Source organism: Luteimonas endophytica (assembly GCF_029887875.1).
Lineage (GTDB): Bacteria > Pseudomonadota > Gammaproteobacteria > Xanthomonadales > Xanthomonadaceae > Luteimonas > Luteimonas endophytica.
In genome coordinates, this window is the sequence record NZ_JARXRM010000032.1 from 83,155 (window position 1) to 99,130 (window position 15,976).

The following is a 15,976-nucleotide window of genomic DNA, read 5'->3' on the forward strand; positions in this document are numbered from 1 at the left end:
CCGCCCGGCGCGGATGCCCGGGCCCGGCATCGGCGGTCGCGCTGGCGCCGGCATCCGCATCCCGGCTCAGAACCCGAGCCAGATCTGGCCGACGGCGAAGGCGGGCAGCGCCGCCAGGACGCTGTCGATCCGGTCGAGCAGGCCGCCGTGGCCGGGAATCATGGTGCCCGAGTCCTTGGCGCCGACGTGGCGCTTGAGCAGGCTCTCGAACAGGTCGCCGATCACCGAGAACACCACGGTGAGCAGCGCCACCAGGGCCACCAGCGGCAGCTGCGCCAGGCTGGCGCCGGCCAGCGGCGCCGCCAGCACCGCCAGCAGGACGCCGGCGGCGACCCCGCCCAGCAGCCCCTCGACGGTCTTGTTCGGGCTGATCCGGGGCGCCAGCTTGCGCCTGCCGAAGCGGCGCCCGGTGAAGTAGGCGCCGGTGTCCGCCGCCCACACGATCGCCAGCGCGATCAGCAGCCAGCGATGGCCGTGCGGCTGGCCGGCGTGGATGACCGCCAGCGCGCACCATGCGGGGATCACGCTGGCGGTGGCCGCGGCCAGCTTGAGGACCCGGGCGTGGGTGTCGTGGTCGGAGGCGAACTCGGGGCGCCGCAGCCACAGCATCGCCAGCATCCACCAGACCAGGCCGAGCACCGCCAGCAGCTTGAACAGCACCAGCGAGCCGCTGCCGTCGACCGAAGAGGCCCACACCAGCGCCACCATCAGCAGCAGGTTGGCCAGCAGCAGGACCCCGCGCGCCAGGGCGTCGTCGACCTCCGCCAGCCGGAACCACTCCCACAGCCCGGCCAGGAACAGCACCGCGCCGGCCGCCACCATCCAGGGAGTGGACAGCAGCAGCACCGCGGCGATCGCCACCGGCGCCATGATCAGCGCCGCGAATACACGTGTTCTCGTCATTCCGGGGCCCGGTCCGAAGGGAGGTTGGAGAAGCCACCGGCCTGCTCGCCGGTCAGCCCGAAACGCCGCTCGCGCGCGGCAAAGTCGGCCAGCGCCCGCTCCAGCGTGGCGGTGTCGAGCTCCGGCCACAGGATATCGGTGAACCACAGCTCGGTGTAGGCGAGCTGCCAGAGCAGGAAATTGCTGATCCGCAGGTCGCCGCCGGTGCGGATGAACAGGTCGGGGTCGGGTAGGTCGGACAGCGCCATCCGCGCGCCCACGGCGCGCTCGTCGATGTCCTCGGGCCGCAGCCGGCCGGCGGCGACCTCGGTGGCCAGCGCGCGGGCGGCGGCGGCGACGTCCTGGCGTCCGCCGTAGCTCGCCGCGATGGCCAGGTGCAGGCGGCCGTTGCCGCGGGTACTTGCCTCGGCGGCGTCCATCCGCTCGCGGATCGGTCCGGCGAAGCGCTCGCGTTCGCCGATGAAACGGATCCGCACGCCGCGCCGGTCGAGCTCCTCGACCTCGCGCTCGAGCGCGTTGAGGAACAGCTTCATCAGCGCGCCGACCTCCTCCTCCGGCCGGCCCCAGTTCTCGCTGGAGAACGCGAACAGGGTCAGCGCGCCGATGCCGCGATCCAGGCAGAAGTCGATGCACAGATTGACGGCGCGCGCGCCGGCCCGGTGGCCGATCATCCGCGGCCGGCGCCGGCGCGCGGCCCAGCGCCCGTTCCCGTCCATGATCACCGCGACGTGGCGGGGCAGGGCGCCGCGATCCGGGATTGGTGATGGGTGATTCGGCGGAGCGCGGTCCTGCGAATCCTGCGTCTCAGGCAATGGTATGGCCTCTCCAGGTTGTGGCTTCTGGCCAATCACGATTCACGAATCACCCGTCACGGCCTTCAAACCGCCATCAACTCCTGTTCCTTGGCCTTGACCACGTCATCGACGTCGCGGATCGCCTGGTCGGTGAGTTTTTGCACCTCGTCCTCGCTGCGGCGCTCCTCGTCCTCGCTGATCTGCTTCTCCTTGAGCAGCTCCTTGACCTTCTGGTTGGCATCCCGGCGGATGTTGCGGATCGCGATCTTGGCGTTCTCGCCCTCGTTGTGGACGTGCTTGGAGAGCTCGCGGCGGCGCTCCTCGGTCAACGCCGGCATGTTGATGCGGATCACGGTGCCCGCGGTATTGGGGGTCAGGCCCAGGTCCGAGGCCAGGATCGCCTTCTCCACCGGCGCCACCATCTGCTTCTCCCAGGGGGTGATGGTCAGCGAGCGCGCGTCGGTCACGGCGATGCTGGCGACCTGGGACAGCGGCATCTCGGACCCGTAGTAGCTGACCTTGAGATGATCGACCAGCGCGGTCGAGGCGCGCCCGGTGCGGACCTTGGTCAGGTCGTGGCGCAGCGCCTCGATGCTCTTGTGCATGCGGGTCTGTGCGTCCTTGTGGATTTCGTTGAGCATCGCCGGCTCCGGTCGGTTATCGGTAACCGCGGGATTATAGCGGGGCCGGCAGGCGCTGCCGGGCGCGGAGCGCGCCGGGGCGGTTCGGGCAGGGAACGAACCTGGGGCTCAGTGCGCCGCCGGCGGGTCGCCGCAGGCGCCTTCGTGCTCGATCTGCAGGGTGGCGTGGTTGATCGAGAAGCGCCGGTCGAGCGCTTCCGCCGCGGCGTGCAGGAAGGCGTCGTGGTCCGCCGCCGGGGTGCGGACCAGATGCGCGGTCAGCGCGATCCTGCCCGCGGCCAGCCGCCAGATGTGCAGGTGATGAACCGCACGCACGCCGTCCAGGCCGGCGAGGAGGGCGTGGACCTCGGCCGGATCCACCTGCGGGGGGACCGCGTCCAGCACCGCGCCGAAACTCTCGCGCAGCAGACCGGTGGCGCTCCAGGCGATCACCACGCCGATCAGCAGCGCGATCGCCGGATCGAGCCAGGCCCAGCCGAACGCGAGCATGCCCAGGCCGGCCAGCACCGCCGCGAGCGAGACGCCGGCGTCCGCCACCAGGTGCAGGTAGGCGCCGCGGCGGTTCAGGTCGTGGCCGTGATCCCCGCGCACGAACCAGGCGGCGCCGAGGTTGACCGCGATGCCCAGGGCCGCCACCAGCATCACGGTGGTCCCCGGCACCTCGGGCGGTTCCGCGATCCGGCGCATGGCCTCCCACAGCAGCGCCCCGGAAAACCCGACGATCAGCAGGCCGTTGGCCAGCGGCGAGAGCAGGGTGGCGCGGCCCCAGCCATAGGTCAGGCGCCCGCGGGCGGGGCGCTGGGCCAGCGCGGCCGCGCCCCACGCGAGCGCCAGCCCGAGCACGTCGCCGAGGTTGTGGAGCGCGTCGGAGAGCAGCGCCAGCGAGTTGATCGCGAAGCCGTATCCGGCCTCGAGCGCGGTATAGGCCAGGTTGATCAGGGTGACGGCCGCGAACGCCCTGGTCGCCGAGCCGGTTCCGGGCCTGGGGTGCGGATGCTGGTGGTGGGGATGGGAATGCACCGCGCAAGCCTGCCATGCGGCGGCGGCGGACACTATCGCAGGGGCGGGCGCCGCCGGGGCGGGGGCGGCTCAGCCCCGGCCCTGAACCAGGGTGCCGATCGGCTCCCCCTTCAGGATCCGCAGCAGCTGCCCGGGCTGGCCCATGTCGAAGATCCGCAGCGGCAGCTCGCTGTCGCGGCACAGCGCGAACGCGGCGGTGTCCATCACCTGCAGGTCGCGGGCGATGACCTCGTCGTAGGTCAGGGTGTCGAAGCGGATGGCGGCCGGGTTCTTCTTCGGGTCGGCGTCGTACACGCCGTCGACCTTGGTGGCCTTGAGCAGCAGGTCGGCGCCGATCTCGATGGCGCGCAGGGCCGCGCCGGAATCGGTGGTGAAGAACGGGTTGCCGGTCCCGGCGGCGAAGATCACGATGCGGCCCTTCTCGAGATGCCGGATGGCCCGCCTGCGGATGTAGTCCTCGCAGACGTCGTTGATCTTGATCGCGCTCATCACCCGCGCCTTGGCGCCGACCTTCTCGAGCGCGTCCTGCATCGCCAGGGCGTTGATCACGGTGGCGAGCATGCCCATCTGGTCGCCGGTGACCCGGTCCATCCCGCCGGCGGCGAGGCCCGCGCCGCGGAAGATGTTGCCGCCGCCGACCACCAGCGCGATCTCGGCGCCGGCCTGCTGCGCCTCGACCACCTCCAGGGCCAGGCGGCCGATCACCTTCGGATCGATCCCGTAGTCCTCCTCTCCCATCAGGGCCTCGCCGGACAGCTTGAGCAGGATGCGGCGATAGGCGAGCGTTGACATCCGGACCTCGGGGGGGGGGGCAGGGGCGAGCGCGGGGATTCTAGCCGATCGCCGTGCCGTCGGTTCCCTGGATCCCGCGCAACGACTCAGCCGGCCGGCGTGGCCACCTGGTTGCGGCCGTCGCGCTTGGCGCCGTAGAGCGCCTCGTCGGCGGCCTTGAGCAGGTCCTCGGCGCTGGCGAACTGGTCGCTGCCGCCCTGGCAGGCCAGTCCGGCGGAGAAGGTGATGTACAGCGGTACCCCGTCGACCAGCGCCATCGGCGTGCGCGAGATCTCCGCGAGGATCCGCTCGAGCGTGGCCCGCGCCGCGGCCGCGTCGCAGTTGCTGAGCACTATGAGGAACTCCTCGCCGCCGTAGCGCGCCAGCAGGTCGGTCTGCCGCAACCGCCCGTTGAGGCAACGGCTGAACTCCTGCAGCACCTGGTCGCCGACCAGGTGTCCGTGCCGGTCGTTGATGCGCTTGAAGTCGTCGAGGTCGATGAAGGCGATGGAGAGCGGCCGTTTGCAGCGCAGCGCTTCCTCGAACTCGCGCTGCAGCACCTCCTCCAGCTGAAGGCGGTTGTAGGCCCCGGTGAGCGGGTCGCGGCGGACCTGTTCGGAGAGATCGCGGGTCCTGGCCTTGAGCGCCTCGATCTCGCGCCGGGTATCGGCGGCGTCGCGCACCTCCACCAGGTTGCGCACCACCATCAGCTCCAGCGCCTGGCGCTGGAGCCCGCGCGCCTCATGGGGTTCAAGGCGGACCTCGAACAGCGAAGCCAGCTCGGGCGCGCTGGCGGACATGCGCTCGAGCATGTGCGCGGTCTCGGGCCCCGACAGCCCGGTACGCCGCTCCAGTTCGGCGGCGATCGCGCGCAGTTCCTCCGCGCCCCCCGCCCGCAGCCAGAGATCGGCGAGCAGACCCGAGCCGGAGACGCAGGCGAGCTCAGGATCGCCCCGGTAGGGTCCGCTCTCGTGGTGGCCGATGATCCGCTGAAGGTAGGCGGGCAGGTTCCAGCGGGCCGCGAGCCAGGCGCCGACCTCGGCGTGATCGCTGCCGAACAGAGCGCGCTCGCGCTGCAGCGGCGGGACCCCGCCGGGGGCGGCGTCGAGACTCGCGTAGCGCGCCGGCAGGGCATGCATCAGCGCCAGCGCACCGATGTCCTGCAACAGCCCGGCCAGCATCAGTTCCTCGAGCCGCTCCAGACCCGCGCGCTCGCCGAGCAGGCGGCTGGCCATGGCGCTCAGGACGCTGCGGCGCCAGAACCGCTCGCGCGCCCCTGCGGCCTGGGCGCCGCCGCGCATGGTGGTGGCCAGCGAGAATCCGAGCGCCAGGCTGAGCGCGGCGTTCAGGCCGAGCAGGGCCAGCGCCTGCGACACCGTCGCCGAGGGGCGGCGGGTGGCGCTGGCGAACAGCGGCGAGTTGGCGATCCGCAGGATCCGTGCGCTCAGGGCGGGATCCAGGCAGATCGCCTCGGCGGTGGCGGCCAGGTCTGTCGCAGGGTCCTGGGCCAGTTCGAGGACCCGCAGCGCCACCCCGGGCGGCGTCGGGAGATCGCGGCAGCGTCCGAGCAGGGTTTCGAGCTCCGGGTGCATCGACTGCGGGCTCCGTGGCGGTCTGGACGGATCGCCTGGGCGCTCCGTGGGCGCCACGGATATCGGCCGTCCGCCCGGGAACTGTAGCCCCGCCCCGGAACCCACGGGGCGCCGGGCCGGTCGGGGGAAGACCAAAGAAAAAGCCGCGGGCACCGCGGCTTGTTCTCTCCACGCGGTGGTGAAGGGCTCAGGCCAGACCGGCCTGCTTCATCACCTCGGCGGCGTAGTCCTCGACCACCTTCTCGATGCCCTCGCCGACGGCCAGGCGCTGGAAGCCGAGCACGTCGGCACCGGCGGACTTCAGCGCGACCTCGACGCTCTGGTTGGTGTCGAGCACGTAGGGCTGCCCGTACAGGGTGACCTCGTTGACGATCTTGTTGATCTTGCCGCTGACGATCTTCTCGAGGATCTCGGCCGGCTTGGCGCGGTCCTTGTCGGACATCTTGGCCAGCTCGATCTCCTTTTCCTTGGCGATGAAGTCGGCCGGGACGTCGCCAGGCTTGTTGTACGGCGGGTTCATCGCGGCCACGTGCATGGCCAGCCCGCGCGCCAGCTCGGCGTCGCCGCCCCGGACCTCGACCAGCACGCCGATGCGGCCGCCGTGGACGTAGGCGGCAACGTTGTTGTCGCTGTCCATGCGGGCGATGCGGCGCACCTGCACGTTCTCGCCGACCTTGGCGATCAGCGCGGCGCGCGCTTCCTCGACGCTCTCGCCGGAGGCCAGCTTGGCGCTCTTCAGCGCCTCGACGTCGGTGCCGCCCGTCTCGAGCGCGGTTTGCGCCACGGCCTCGGTGAAGGCGATGAAGTTGTCGTCCTTGGCGACGAAATCGGTCTCGGAGTTGACTTCGACCAGCACCGCCCGGCCCTCGCCCTGGGCGGTGGCGATGCGGCCCTCGGCGGCGACGCGGCTGGCCTTCTTGTCGGCCTTTGCCAGGCCGGACTTGCGCAGCGCCTCGGCCGCGGCGTCGACGTCGCCGTTGTTCTCGGTGAGCGCCTTCTTGCACTCCATCATGCCGGCGCCGGTGCGCTCGCGCAGTTCCTTGACCAGGCTTGCGGTGATTTCCATCGGGATACCTCTGAATGCGGGTGTGGTGCGCAGGAGCGCCGCATGGGCGCGGGAACCGCCGGCCGGGGCCGGCTCACGCCGTCGGGCGCTCCTGCGGGAAACGGCGGCCTCGCAGCATCGCGCGGCCGCGTGGCAGGGCGGTTACCCTGCGGCTGGCGCCTCGCCGGAGGCCTTCGCCTCCGGTTCAGCCGGAGCGGTCTCGGCCGCGGGTGCGGCAGCCTCCGCGTTCTTCTTGGCGGGGGCCTTCCTGGCCGGGCCGCGGCGCTTGTCCCCATCGCCGCCCTCGGAGAAGTCCTCCTCGCGCACGGTGGCGGCGGAAGGCGCGGCGGCCTTGCCCTCGAGCACGGCGTCGGCGGCGGCGCGAGCGTAGAGCTGCACGGCGCGGATGGCGTCGTCGTTGCCGGGAATGGCGTAGTCCACCAGCGCCGGGTCGTAGTTGGTGTCGACCACCGCGATCACCGGGATGCCGAGCTTCTTGGCTTCCTTGATGGCGATGCCTTCATGGCCGATGTCGATCACGAACAGGGCGTCGGGCAGGCGCGCCATCTCCTTGATGCCGCCGAGCGAGGCAAGCAGCTTCTCGCGCTCGCGGCGCAGGCCCAGCACCTCGTGCTTGACCAGCTTCTCGAAGGTGCCGTCGGTCTCGGCGGCTTCGAGCTCCTTGAGGCGGCCGACCGACTTCTTCACCGTGGCGAAGTTGGTGAGGGTGCCGCCGAGCCAGCGCTGGGTCATGTAGGGCATGCCGCAGCGCTCGGCTTCTTCCTTGACGGCTTCGCGCGCGCTGCGCTTGGTGCCGACGAACAGGATCATGCCGCGCTTCTGGGCGATGGCCGAGATGAAGTTCATCGCGTCGCCGAACAGCGGAACGGTCTTCTCCAGGTTGATGATGTGGATCTTGCCGCGGGCGCCGAAGATGTAGGGAGCCATCTTCGGGTTCCAGTAGCGGGTCTGGTGGCCGAAATGAACGCCGGCCTCCAGCATCTGGCGCATGGTGATCTGGGGCATCGCTGGTAACTCCTGGCGTGGAACCGGCCGCCCGAAAAGGGTAGGGGCGGTGCGCCCGCATGCGGGCGCGAGGTTCCGGGGTTGGGCTTCCCCGCCGCCTCCGTGACCGAACCCCGGATCCGTGGATCGCGGGGCACCCCGGCACGGGCTGCGGCAGCGGGTGTGTATTCGCCGGTGTCGCCCGGCGTGGGCGGTGCGGACGGCCGGAGCCGACGCAGCCGCGGAATTCTAGCGTTTCACTGGGCGAGGGGCAACTCCCGGCTGGGCAGCCCCATGTCGGAGAGAGCTGCGAGGGGGGGCCAGGCAGCCCCATCCGCTGGGGTGATCCGTCACCGTCGTCACGGGGGGCGCAGGCGAATGGCCGCTGTGTGACAGGTCTCCAGAGCGCCTTCGGTGCAGTGCGCGGGGCGTGAGCCGCGCCGGGGGTGTTGCTCCGCCCTTCCGTCCGGCCATCCATGGCCGGAGTCAGGGCCGCAGGCCATCCATGGCCTGCTCTCAGCAACACCCCGACACGTCTCCCGCTGCAGTGTCGCCTGGCTTCGGAGAGTTGGGCTACCGAGCACCCGCAAGTGAATCGCCGAGGCGGCGTCCGGGCCGGGGGATGCGGACAGCAGGCCACGGACGGCCTGCGGCGGCGGATCGGGCCATGGATGGCCCGACTCCGCCGGGGAGCATCCCCCGGCCCGGGCGACGCTGGCTCCGAAGCCCACGAGCTCACCTGCTTTGTGCATTGTCGAAGTGGTGGCGGCTATGCGGCTATCCGGCAGCTTTCCAGAGCGGCTTCGGTGTACTGCGCGGGGCGTGAGCCGCGCGGGGGTGTTGCTCCGCCCTTCCGTCCGGCCGCGCCAGGCAGCCCCGTCCGCTGAGGTGATCTGTCACCGTCGCCACGGGGAGCGGAAGCAAATAGCCGCTGTTCGACGGTCTTCAAGGCGCCTTCGTGCACTGCGCGGGGCGTTGGCCGGCTTCGGAGCGATTGGCTACCGGACATCCGCAAGTGAATCGCCGACGCGGCGTCCGGGCCGGGGGATGCGGACAGCAGACCAGGGATGGTCTGCGGCGGCGGATCGGGCCATGGACGGCCCGACTTCGCCGGGGAGCGTCCCCCGGCCCGGGCGACGCTGCCTCCGAAGCCCACGAACCCACCCGCCCATGCGCCTGGAGAAGTGGTGGCGGCTATTCGACAGCCGTCCAGAGCGCTTCGATGTACTGCGCGACGTGAGCCGCGCCGGGATGTTTGAATCGGCCGTCGGCGGCTTGATCGCGCCTCGAGCCCGCAGCCATTCGACAGGGATGACGCAGCCGACCGGGTCCTGCGGGCCCGGTGCGGCCGGATCGGCGATAATGGCCCGATGGCCATCACCCTCAAGACCCCCGAAGAGATCGAGCAGATGCGCGTGGCCGGCCGCCTGGCCGCCGAGGTGCTGCAGGTCGTCGCCCCGCACGTGAAGCCCGGAGTGAGCACCGAGGAACTCGACCGCATCTGCCACGACCACATCGTCGACGTGCAGGGCGCGACCCCGGCCAACATCGGGTATCGCGGCTATCCGCGGGCGACCTGCATCTCCGCCAACAACGTCATCTGCCACGGCATTCCCAGCGAAGCCAAGGTGCTCAAGGACGGCGACATCATCAATATCGACGTCACCGTGATCAAGGACGGCTGGCACGGCGATACCAGCCGGATGTACTACGTCGGCACGCCCTCGGTGATGGCCCGGCGCCTGGTCGAGACCACCCGCAACGCGCTGTTCGAGGGCATCCGTGCGGTGCGTCCGGGCGCCACCCTCGGCGACATCGGCCACGCCATCCAGAAATACGCCGAAGGCGAGCGCTTCACCGTGGTGCGTGAGTACTGCGGCCACGGCATCGGCCGGGTCTATCACGACGAGCCCCAGGTGCTGCACTACGGCCGGCCGGGCGAGGGCACCGTGCTTCAGGAGGGCATGACCTTCACCATCGAGCCGATGATCAACGAAGGCACGCGCCATACCCGGGTGCTGCCGGACGGCTGGACGGTGGTCACCAAGGACCGCAAGCTGTCGGCGCAGTGGGAGCACACCATCGCCGTGACCGCGGACGGTTTCGACATCCTCACCCGCGTACCCGGCGACGACAACGACCGGTTCCTCTGATGGCGAACGGCGCGCCAGGCGGGCAGGCGAACGGCGGCGGCCCCGACGATGCCGCGTGGGCCGCCGAGGCGCGCGCCGCGCTGGCCGAGCACGATGCCGAACTCGCCCGCCGCTTCGACGCCGGCGAGGAGATCGACCGCCTGCTGGCCGAACGCGTCAACGCCGTCGACGGCTGGGTCCGGCAGACCTGGGCGCGCTGCATTCCCTCCGATGCGCCGCTGGCGCTGTTCGCGGTCGGCGGCTACGGGCGCGGCGAGCTGTTCCCGCACTCGGACATCGACGTGCTGGCGCTGGCCGAGGAGGGCTCGCAGGAGCGCCATGCCGATGCGCTCGCGCGGCTGTTCGCGCTGCTCTGGGATGCCGGGTTGCCGGTCGGCCACGCGGTGCGCAGCGCCGCCGAATGCACCCGCGCCGCCGCCGCCGACCTCACCGTGCAGACCTCGCTGCAGGAGGCCCGGCCACTGCTCGCCAACCTGGCGGAGGTGCGGACCCTGAACGACGCGATCTCGGTCGAGCGCACCTGGCCCCCGGACCGCTACTTCGCCGCCAAGCGCCAGGAGCAGCGCGAGCGCCATGCGCGCTACGGCGACACCGCCGACAACCTCGAGCCCAATCTCAAGGACGGCCCCGGCGGCCTGCGCGACGTCCACACCCTGCGCTGGATGGCGCGGCGGGTCCTGGATGCCTACGGGCTCGAGCAGCTGATCACCCTGGGGCTGCTGGGGGTGGACGAATACGCCACCCTCGAGCGCGAGCGCCGGACCCTGTCGCGGCTGCGCTTCGGGTTGCACCTGGTGGCCGGCAAGGCCGAGGAACGGTTGCGATTCGACCACCAGAAGGCGCTGGCCGCGCGCATGGCCCACGTCGCCGAGGCGGACAACGCCATGGTCGAGCGGATGATGCAGGAGTTCTACCGCAGCGCCTCGGTGGTGCTGCGGATCAACGACCGGCTGCTGCAGCGGTTCGAGGAGCAGATCGAAGGCGAGGGCGAACTGGTGCCGATGGACGCCGATTTCGCCACCCGCCGCGGCTACCTCGTCGCCCGCGACGAGGTCTGGCCGGGCGGCGACATCGGCCGCGTGTTCGACCTGTTCGCGATCTGGGCCGAGCGCCCGGAGATCCGCGGCCTGCACTCGCAGACCGCACGGGCGCTGGCCGAGTCGCTGCACGCGCTGCCCTCGTGGCGCGATGCCGGCGCCGAGCTGCGCACCCAGTTCCTGGCGCTGCTGCGCGGCCCGACCCCGGTGCGCACGCTGGAGCGGATGTCACGGATGGGCGTGCTCGGGGTCTGGATCCCGGAGTTCGCGCAGGTATCCGGGCGGATGCAGTTCGACCTGTTCCACGTGTTCACGGTCGACCAGCACACCCTGGCGGTGCTGCGCAACATCGCCAGTTTCTCGATGGAGGCGCCGGACGCGCGCTTCTCCACCGCCCACGAGGTCTGGCCGCAGTTGCGCAAGCCCGAACTGCTGCTGCTGGCCGGGCTGTTCCACGACATCGCCAAGGGCCGCGGCGGCGACCATTCGGAACTCGGTGCGGTCGACGCGCGCGAGTTCTGCGAGGGCCACGGACTGGGGGAGGCCGACACCGCGCTGGTGGAATGGCTGGTGCGCAAGCACCTGCTGATGTCGACCACCGCGCAGAAGCTGGACATCTCCGACCCGGCGGTGATCCACCGCTTCGCCAGCGAGGTCGCGGACCGCGAACGGCTGGACTATCTCTACCTGCTGACCTGCGCGGACATCGCCGGCACCTCGCCGAAGCTGTGGAACGCCTGGAAGGACCGCCTGCTCACCGACCTGCGCACCGCCACCCGCCTGGCGATGCGCCGCGGGCTGGAGAACCCGGTGGCGGCGGTCGAACGCATCGCCGAGACCCGCGACCGCGCTCGCGGGCTGCTCACCGCCCACGGAGTCGGCGACGACGAGGCCGATGCGCTGTTCGCGCGGATGCCCGAGCCGCTGTTCCTGCGCGGCCGCGCCGATCAGATCGCCTGGCAGGTCCTGGCCCTGCGCGGCAGCGCCCCGGGCGACAGCGTGGTGCGGGTGCGGCAGCTGGCCGCCGGGGCGCAGGCGCTCGAGGTGTTCGTGCACGCGCGCGATCGCGACGGCCTGTTCACCGCGATCGCCATCACCCTCGACCGCAGCGGCCTGGCGATCCAGCAGGCGCGCGCCATCGACGGCCCCGGCGGCACCATCTTCGACATCTTCCAGGTGTTGCCTGCCGACCCGCGTCACGCTCCCGACCTGGGAGCGATCGAACGCAAGCTGCTGACGGTACTGGCCGGCTCGCTCGACGTGCGCCCGGCGCGACGCGCCCAGCCGCGGCACCTGCGCCACTTCCGGGTGGTGCCGCAGATCGCCTTCAGCGACAGCGCCGACGGCCGCCACACCGTCTTCAGCCTGGTCTGCACCGATCGCCCGGGATTGCTGGCGGACGTCGCCCATGTGATGCGCCTGCAGGGCCTGCGCGTGCAGGATGCGCGCGTCGCCACCTACGGCGAGCGCGTCGAGGACGTGTTCCGCCTGGCCGATGCCGGCAACCGCGCGTTGGACGCCGCGCGCCAGGACTCGCTGCGCGAGGCGCTGCTGGCGACGATCGACGGCGATGCCCCACGATGACCCCCACGAGACGATCCCGCCGATGACCGCCCCCGCCTTCGTTGCCGACCGCTCCGCCCTCGACCTGCTGGAGACGACCATCGACAGCGCCTTCGAGCGGCGCGCTGCGCTGACCCCGGAGGAGATCTCCGGCGCCGTGCGGCCGGCCGTGGAACAGGCCATGCTCGGGCTGGAGGCCGGGGTGCTGCGCGTGGCCGAGCCGGACGGTCGCGGCGGCTGGCGGGTCAACGCCTGGCTGAAGAAGGCGGTGCTGCTGTACTTCCGGGTCAACGACATGGCGGTGGTAGACGCCCGGCCGGCGCCGTTCTGGGACAAGGTCGAGGCGCGCTTCGCCGGGCACGACGAAGCCGCTTTCCGCGCGCTCGGCGTGCGCGTGGTGCCCGGCGCCGTTGCCCGTCGCGGCAGCCACCTCGGCCGCGACGTGGTGCTGATGCCGAGCTTCGTCAACATCGGCGCGTACGTGGGCGCCGGCACCATGGTCGACACCTGGGCCACCGTCGGTTCGTGCGCGCAGGTCGGCAGCCACTGCCACATCTCCGGCGGTGCGGGCATCGGCGGCGTGCTCGAGCCGCTGCAGGCCGCGCCGACGATCATCGAAGACCACTGCTTCATCGGCGCCCGCTCAGAGGTGGTGGAGGGCGTGGTCGTGGGCCACCACAGCGTGATCGGCATGGGCGTGTTTCTCGGCCAGAGCACCCGCATCTACGACCGCGCCACCGGCCAGACCAGCTACGGGCACGTGCCGCCGGGCAGCGTGGTGGTGGCCGGCGCGTTGCCGGCGGCCGACGGCAGCCACTCGCTCTACTGCGCGGTGATCGTCAAGCGGGTGGACGAGCGCACCCGCGCCAAGACCTCGGTCAACGAATTGCTGCGCGGGCTGGCATGACCGTCGTCGCCGGCCGGCCCCGGCGCCACCGCACCGGCGCCTTCGGGTACCAAGGGCGCGCCGCATCGCCATGCCGGCGCCAATTCCGGGAGATCGAATGACCACGCTGTACGGACTGAAGAACTGCGATACCTGCGCGAAGGCGCGCAAGTGGCTCGACCGCTTCGGCGTCGCCCACGAATTCGTCGACTACCGCCAGACCCCGCAGGACGCCCAGACGCTGGCCGGCTGGGCGGCGCAGGCCGGTGGTTGGGACGCGCTGGTCAACAAGTCCTCCACCACCTGGCGCAACCTGCCGCCGGCCCGCAAGGCGCCGGGCTCGGAGGCGGAGTGGAAGCTGCTGCTGCGCGAGTATCCGCAGCTGATCCGGCGCCCGGTCGTGGTCACCGGCGACGGGATCACGACCCAGGGCTTCACCGACAACGGCTTCAAGAAGCGGTTCGGGAAGGGGCCTTGCTAGGCTGAGCGGCCGCAACACGGATCCGCCGCCCATGTCCGATGTCCTCCAGCTCGCCCGCGATCTGATCGGCCGCGCCTCGGTCACCCCGGACGATGCGGGCTGCCAGGCGCTGATCGCCGCGCGGCTGGCGCGCGCCGGCTTCGCGCTCGAGCACCTGCGCTACGGCGAGGTCGACAATCTCTGGGCGACCCATGGCGGGGGTGGCCCTGTGCTGGTGCTGCTGGGGCATACCGACGTGGTGCCGCCCGGCCCGCGCGAGGCCTGGGCCAGCGACCCGTTCGTGCCGGAGGAACGCGACGGCATGCTGTATGGCCGCGGCGCGGCCGACATGAAGAGCGGCGTGGCGGCGTTCGTGGTCGCCGCCGAGCGGTTCGTCGCCGCCAACCCGCGGCATGCCGGCACCCTGGCGCTGCTGCTGACCTCGGACGAGGAAGGCGATGCCATCGACGGGGTGCGCCGGGTGGCGCGGGAATTTCGCGAGCGGGGCCGGCGCATCGACTGGTGCATCACCGGCGAACCCTCCTCCAAGGTCCGGCTCGGCGACCTGCTGCGGGTCGGCAGGCGGGGCTCGCTGTCCGCATCGCTGACGGTGCATGGCGTGCAGGGCCACGTCGCCTATCCGGAGCAGGCCCGCAACCCGGTGCACCTCGCGCTGCCGGCGCTGCAGGCGCTGGTGTCGCGGCGCTGGGACCACGGCTGGGAAAGCTTTCCCCCCACCAGCCTGCAGCTCTCCGACCTCCACGCCGGCACCGGCGCCAGCAACGTCATCCCGGGCGAACTGCGGGTGCGGTTCAACCTGCGCTACAACCCCCACTGGGACGCGCCGCGGCTCGAGTCCGCGGTGGCGGAGACGCTGGACGCGCACGGGCTGGACTACACCCTGGGCTGGCACCGCAGCGGCGAGCCGTTCCACACCCCGGAGGGGCCGCTTCGCGCGGCCGCGCGGGAGGTGCTGACCGCGCTCACCGGGAACGCCCCGGAGGAAAGCACCGGCGGCGGCACCTCGGATGCGCGCTTCATCGCCCCGCTGGGCGCGCAGTGCATCGAGCTGGGGCCGGTGAACGCCAGCATCCACCAGGTCGACGAGCACGTGCGCGTCGCCGATCTGGAGGCTTTGCCGGGGGTGTACCTGGCATTGATAGAGCGGTTGCTGGCGCGATGATCGTCCCGCGGTCGGATGCGCCGTCCGCGCGACAGCCGCTGCGGGCGCCAACGCCTGGGATGACGGCCGGCGCGGCGGGTCCGCCCGCGGCCTTCGCGGCCATGGGCCGCTCCCACGTGGGGCCGCCTCCTCGCAGGCGCGTGCCATGCACGCGAATGCCGGCGCGGTCGGCGGTGCCCTGGGATGGCCGCCGACCCGGCCGGAACCGCCCGCGGCTTCCGCGGGGCCGCGCCTACGGGGCGGGCGAGGGCGGCGGCGGCCAGGCGTTGACCACCGCGCAGAACAGGCGCGCGGTCTGTTCCGCGTCGTACACGGCCGAATGCGCCTCGGCGCTGTCCCAGGTGAAGCCCGCGGCCTGGACCGCGCGCGCCAGCACCGTCTGGCCGTAGGCAACGCCGCCGAGGGTCACCGTGTCGAACACGCTGAACGGATGGAACGGATTGCGCTTGTGGCCGCAGCGCGCCACCGTGGCGTTGAGGAAATTCAGGTCGAAGTGGGCGTTGTGGCCGACCAGGATCGCGCGCTGGCAGCCGTGCTTCTTCACCGCGGTGCGGATCGGCGCGAACACGTGGTTCAACGCCTCGCGCTCGGGCTTGGCGAGCCGGAAGGGGTGGTCGAGATCGATGCCGGTGATCTCCAGCGACTGCGGATCGATCTCGGTGCCGTCGGCCGGCACCACGTGGGCGCTGGCGGTCTCGCCGAGCACGTAGCGGCCGCCGGCGTCGAGGTCGATCGGCACCACCGCGATCTCCAGCAGTGCGTGCCGGGTCCAGTCGAAGCCGCCGGTTTCCACGTCCACCACCACCGGCAGGTAGCCGCGGAAGCGCTTCGCCATCGGGCTGGCGGGCGTCGCGGCGGGAGGGGTCTGGTTCATGGCTCCAGCCTAGCAGGCCCGCGGCCGCGGGCCGTGCCGCGCCCGCGCC

At 71.7% G+C, this 15,976-nt stretch carries 14 protein-coding genes; 5 read left to right on the forward strand and 9 right to left on the reverse strand.

Annotated features, from left to right (window positions below; genetic code table 11):
- Positions 1-66 precede the first annotated feature (66 nt).
- The 8 genes from QFW77_RS10450 to rpsB form a co-directional block, all read right to left on the reverse strand.
- Positions 67-903, reverse strand: a complete 837-nt coding sequence (locus QFW77_RS10450; RefSeq protein ID WP_280574588.1) for a phosphatidate cytidylyltransferase — start codon at positions 901-903, stop codon at positions 67-69.
- Complete coding sequence (gene uppS / locus QFW77_RS10455; RefSeq protein WP_280574699.1) at positions 900-1,661, reverse strand: polyprenyl diphosphate synthase; 762 nt, start codon at positions 1,659-1,661, stop codon at positions 900-902. The genes QFW77_RS10450 and uppS overlap by 4 nt, the downstream gene beginning before the upstream one ends.
- A 119-nt stretch (positions 1,662-1,780) precedes the next feature.
- Positions 1,781-2,338, reverse strand: coding sequence for a ribosome recycling factor (gene frr, locus QFW77_RS10460; RefSeq protein WP_280574589.1), 558 nt, complete (start codon positions 2,336-2,338; stop codon positions 1,781-1,783).
- A gap of 108 nt (positions 2,339-2,446) precedes the next feature.
- The gene (locus QFW77_RS10465) at positions 2,447-3,358 is read right to left on the reverse strand and encodes a cation diffusion facilitator family transporter (RefSeq protein WP_280574591.1); all 912 of its coding nucleotides are present in this window, start codon (positions 3,356-3,358) and stop codon (positions 2,447-2,449) included.
- A gap of 69 nt (positions 3,359-3,427) precedes the next feature.
- A complete protein-coding gene (pyrH, locus tag QFW77_RS10470) occupies positions 3,428-4,150 on the reverse strand; it encodes a UMP kinase (protein WP_280574593.1) in 723 nt (240 codons plus the stop codon).
- 86 nt (positions 4,151-4,236) lie between these two features.
- Positions 4,237-5,721 (reverse strand): GGDEF domain-containing protein, encoded by a 1,485-nt coding sequence (locus QFW77_RS10475; RefSeq protein ID WP_280574596.1) that lies wholly within the window; start codon positions 5,719-5,721, stop codon positions 4,237-4,239.
- Between the two features lie 187 nt (positions 5,722-5,908).
- Positions 5,909-6,787 (reverse strand): translation elongation factor Ts, encoded by an 879-nt coding sequence (gene tsf, locus QFW77_RS10480; protein ID WP_280574598.1) that lies wholly within the window; start codon positions 6,785-6,787, stop codon positions 5,909-5,911.
- A gap of 141 nt (positions 6,788-6,928) precedes the next feature.
- Complete coding sequence (rpsB, locus tag QFW77_RS10485) at positions 6,929-7,792, reverse strand: 30S ribosomal protein S2 (protein ID WP_280574600.1); 864 nt, start codon at positions 7,790-7,792, stop codon at positions 6,929-6,931.
- A 1,349-nt stretch (positions 7,793-9,141) separates the two neighbouring features.
- Between rpsB and map the strand changes: the two genes are divergently transcribed.
- From map to dapE, 5 genes are all read left to right on the forward strand, one after another.
- The gene (gene map, locus QFW77_RS10490; protein WP_280574601.1) at positions 9,142-9,924 is read left to right on the forward strand and encodes a type I methionyl aminopeptidase; all 783 of its coding nucleotides are present in this window, start codon (positions 9,142-9,144) and stop codon (positions 9,922-9,924) included.
- Positions 9,924-12,545: a [protein-PII] uridylyltransferase gene (gene glnD, locus QFW77_RS10495; RefSeq protein WP_280574602.1), complete on the forward strand. Its 2,622-nt coding sequence runs from the start codon at positions 9,924-9,926 to the stop codon at positions 12,543-12,545. The genes map and glnD overlap by 1 nt, the downstream gene beginning before the upstream one ends.
- Before the next feature lie 22 nt (positions 12,546-12,567).
- Positions 12,568-13,431: a 2,3,4,5-tetrahydropyridine-2,6-dicarboxylate N-succinyltransferase gene (dapD, locus tag QFW77_RS10500; RefSeq protein WP_280574603.1), complete on the forward strand. Its 864-nt coding sequence runs from the start codon at positions 12,568-12,570 to the stop codon at positions 13,429-13,431.
- A 97-nt stretch (positions 13,432-13,528) separates the two neighbouring features.
- A complete protein-coding gene (locus tag QFW77_RS10505) occupies positions 13,529-13,891 on the forward strand; it encodes an arsenate reductase (RefSeq protein ID WP_280574604.1) in 363 nt (120 codons plus the stop codon).
- A gap of 31 nt (positions 13,892-13,922) precedes the next feature.
- Entirely contained in the window at positions 13,923-15,053 is a 1,131-nt protein-coding gene (gene dapE / locus QFW77_RS10510) for a succinyl-diaminopimelate desuccinylase (protein WP_280574605.1), read from the forward strand.
- 232 nt (positions 15,054-15,285) lie between these two features.
- Here the strand turns inward: dapE and rnt are convergent, their stop codons facing one another.
- Positions 15,286-15,927 carry a ribonuclease T gene (gene rnt / locus QFW77_RS10515; RefSeq protein WP_280574606.1) on the reverse strand — a complete coding sequence of 214 codons (642 nt, stop codon included), beginning with the start codon at positions 15,925-15,927 and terminating at the stop codon, positions 15,286-15,288.
- Between the last annotated feature and the right edge of the window lie 49 nt (positions 15,928-15,976).

Bases quoted from the DNA above. Each gene is read 5' to 3' on its own strand.
- QFW77_RS10505 (WP_280574604.1), top strand. From the start codon at position 13,529: ATGACCACGCTGTACGGACTGAAGAACTGCGATACCTGCGCGAAGGCG.
- glnD (WP_280574602.1), top strand. From the start codon at position 9,924: ATGGCGAACGGCGCGCCAGGCGGGCAGGCGAACGGCGGCGGCCCCGAC.
- QFW77_RS10475 (WP_280574596.1), bottom strand. From the start codon at position 5,721: ATGCACCCGGAGCTCGAAACCCTGCTCGGACGCTGCCGCGATCTCCCG.
- map (WP_280574601.1), top strand. From the start codon at position 9,142: ATGGCCATCACCCTCAAGACCCCCGAAGAGATCGAGCAGATGCGCGTG.
- dapE (WP_280574605.1), top strand. From the start codon at position 13,923: ATGTCCGATGTCCTCCAGCTCGCCCGCGATCTGATCGGCCGCGCCTCG.
- tsf (WP_280574598.1), bottom strand. From the start codon at position 6,787: ATGGAAATCACCGCAAGCCTGGTCAAGGAACTGCGCGAGCGCACCGGC.
- QFW77_RS10450 (WP_280574588.1), bottom strand. From the start codon at position 903: ATGACGAGAACACGTGTATTCGCGGCGCTGATCATGGCGCCGGTGGCG.
- frr (WP_280574589.1), bottom strand. From the start codon at position 2,338: ATGCTCAACGAAATCCACAAGGACGCACAGACCCGCATGCACAAGAGC.
- pyrH (WP_280574593.1), bottom strand. From the start codon at position 4,150: ATGTCAACGCTCGCCTATCGCCGCATCCTGCTCAAGCTGTCCGGCGAG.
- dapD (WP_280574603.1), top strand. From the start codon at position 12,568: ATGACCGCCCCCGCCTTCGTTGCCGACCGCTCCGCCCTCGACCTGCTG.
- rnt (WP_280574606.1), bottom strand. From the start codon at position 15,927: ATGAACCAGACCCCTCCCGCCGCGACGCCCGCCAGCCCGATGGCGAAG.
- rpsB (WP_280574600.1), bottom strand. From the start codon at position 7,792: ATGCCCCAGATCACCATGCGCCAGATGCTGGAGGCCGGCGTTCATTTC.